This is a genomic window from Sphaerospermopsis kisseleviana CS-549 (assembly GCF_028329225.1).
Classification (GTDB): domain Bacteria; phylum Cyanobacteriota; class Cyanobacteriia; order Cyanobacteriales; family Nostocaceae; genus Sphaerospermopsis; species Sphaerospermopsis kisseleviana.
The window spans coordinates 1-2821 of the sequence record NZ_JAQMTI010000226.1 but is presented as its reverse complement, the minus strand read 5'-3'; the positions used below and the strand labels follow the sequence as shown (position 1 = coordinate 2821).

Genomic DNA, 2821 nt, shown 5'->3' with positions numbered 1-2821 from the left:
TCAAAGGTTAGAGGCTGATAAACAGGAAAAAAGTGCAAGGGTTTTGAAGGGTATACCGGAAAAAGTGTGCATTTTTTGGGATTTCAAGAGATGGCAAAGAAATTTTCAAATCTCCTCCTGACTCCTGACTCCTGACTCCTATGCCCTCACGGAAAGACTTTCTCAGCAACCCCTAATTATAAAATTAAAACAAAACACAAATCCAAACACAACGACAACTAAATGCGTATCTCTTTCAATTGGTTACGGGAACTCGTAGAAATTAACCAAACTCCAGAAGAACTAGCCCACACCTTGACAATGGCAGGGTTTGAGGTTGAAGATATAGAAGATCGGCGCACTTGGGCGGATGGCGTTGTGATCGGTAAAGTGCTGCAACGGGAACAGCACCCCAACGCGGATAAACTAAGTGTCTGTACAGTAGATGTAGGTGCAGAGGAAACATTAAACATCGTTTGTGGTGCGTCCAATGTCCGCGCAGATATTTATGTACCAGTTGCAACCAAAGGTACTTACTTACCCAACATCGACTTAAAAATTAAACCCACAAAACTTAGAGGTGTACCCTCTAACGGGATGATCTGTTCTTTAAAAGAACTGGGTTTACCTACCGATGTAGACGGGATTCATATTTTCACAGAAGAAAATCTCACTTTAGGTAGTGATGTACGTCCTTTTCTGGGTTTAGATGATGTCATTTTAGATGTCACCGCAACCGCTAACCGTGCAGATGCTTTATCTATGGTGGGTATTGCGCGGGAAGTTGCAGCTTTAACCGGTGGAAAATTATCTATTCCCCAACCACCAGCAGTTACAATTAATAATAATGCTGGAAATTTAAGCTTGAAGATTTCCGAAAATAAAGCTTGTCCTGCATACATTGGAACTGTTGTAGAAAATATCAAAATTGCCCCTTCTCCTGAGTGGTTAAAACAAAAATTACTTGCTGCGGGAGTCCGTCCCATTAATAATGTGGTAGATATCACCAATTATGTGTTATTGGAATGGGGACAACCGTTACACGCTTTTGATCAACAGCGTTTAAAATCTGTAGCTGGTGGTGAAAATTTAACCATTGGTGTGCGCTTTGCTGAAAGTGGGGAAACTCTCAAAACTTTAGATGGACAAACTCGCAATTTATCTACTCATAATTTGTTAATTACTGCTAATAATCAAGCTGTAGCTTTAGCAGGAGTCATGGGTGGTGAAGAAACAGAAGTTTATGAAGGAACAACCAGTTTAGTTTTAGAAGCTGCGTTATTTGACTCTGTTGCTATTCGTCGTTCTTCTCGCAGTGTGGGTTTAAGAAGTGAAGCTTCGGGAAGATATGAAAGGGGTGTAAATCGTGCCGAATTAGAAACAGCTTGCAACCGCGCTTTATCCCTAATTCAAGAACTAGCAAATGGTGTGATTACTCAACAGGAAATAGTTGATAATCGTCCTGATGCTTCCACCTGGTCCCATTCTATTGTTTTACGGTTAGATAGAATTAATGAAGTGCTAGGTCCCATTGATTTGGGATTAGAAAGCGGAGAATTGGAAGCAGCAGATGTAGAAAGAATCTTGACTGCTTTAGGATGTGAATTAACTGATAACAATGACCGCACTTGGACGGTAAAAGTACCACCCTATCGTTATCGTGATTTAGAACGGGAAATTGATTTAATTGAAGAAATCGCCCGTCTTTATGGTTATGATAATTTCGTTGATACTTTACCAGAAAAAACCGAACCTGGTTATTTACCTTTAGATCAGGAATTACTGCGGAAAATTCGCGCTTATTTGCGGGGTGAAGGTTTAACAGAATTAATGCACTATTCTTTGGTGAAACCAGGGGAAGATAAACAAATTGTTTTGAGTAACCCTTTATTTGCCGAGTATTCAGCTTTGCGGACTGATTTAATTTCTGGATTGATTGATGCTTTTCAATACAATTTAGAACAAGGAAATGGAGCGTTAAATGGTTTTGAAATCGGTCGCATTTTCTGGCAAGAAGAAGAAGGGTTAGATGAAGCGGAAATATTAGCTGGTATCATGGGTGGTGATACTAGCATTGGTAAATGGTCTCGTGGTGGAAGAGAACAACCAATGACTTGGTTTGAAGCGAAAGGTATTTTAGAAAATGTCTTTCAACAATTTAGTTTAGAGGTAGAATTTCAACCTGAAAATAGAGATTACCGGTTACATCCAGGACGCACTGCTTCTTTATGGTTGGGAGGTAATAGACTGGGAACTTTTGGACAAATTCACCCCCAACTGAGAAGGGATAAGGGTTTACCAGATGAGGTTTATGTGTTCCAAATTAGTTTGGATACTTTGTTAAATGCACTGGATAATGATGATTTACTAATTCCCAAGTTTAAATCCTATTCTACCTATCCCCCAAGTGATAGAGATTTGGCATTTTTTGCACCTGTGAAAGTCACAGTTTCCGAACTGGAAAAAGTGATTAACAAAGCTGGGAAAGGGTTGTTAGAATCGGTGGAAGTCTTTGATGAATACCGTGGTGAAAATGTACCTGCGGGTCAAAGAAGTTTAGCTTTTCGTTTAGTTTATCGTGCTGGCGATCGCACTCTCACTGATAATGAAGTTGAACCTGTACATAATAAAGTGCGGGAAGCTTTAGTAGAAAAATTCGGTGTGAGTTTGAGAAGTTAATTTATCAAAGTCCGCTGATAACTGCACCTTGGGCATACATAGGGAATAGAGTGACTGGTGACTGGTGATTGGTGACTGGTGACTGGTGACTGGTGACTGGTGATTGGTGACTGGGGACACTTCGACAAGCTCAGTGCATCGCTGGGGACTTGTGACTGGGGAC

1 protein-coding gene and 1 pseudogene are annotated in these 2821 nt (G+C 40.5%); one reads left to right on the top strand and one right to left on the bottom strand.

What is annotated here, in order from left to right; all coding sequences use genetic code 11:
- The first annotated feature begins 222 nt into the window (after positions 1-222).
- Positions 223-2658, top strand: a complete 2436-nt coding sequence (gene pheT, locus PN497_RS17730; RefSeq protein ID WP_096569983.1) for a phenylalanine--tRNA ligase subunit beta — start codon at positions 223-225, stop codon at positions 2656-2658.
- On the opposite strand, the pseudogene PN497_RS17725 reads toward pheT, so the two are convergent.
- Positions 2623-2821: pseudogene (locus PN497_RS17725) on the bottom strand (hypothetical protein); the annotation flags it as partial. The gene pheT and the pseudogene PN497_RS17725 overlap by 36 nt on opposite strands.

Excerpts from the sequence above, each read along its gene's own strand:
- pheT (WP_096569983.1), top strand. The coding sequence starts at position 223 with ATGCGTATCTCTTTCAATTGGTTACGGGAACTCGTAGAAATTAACCAA.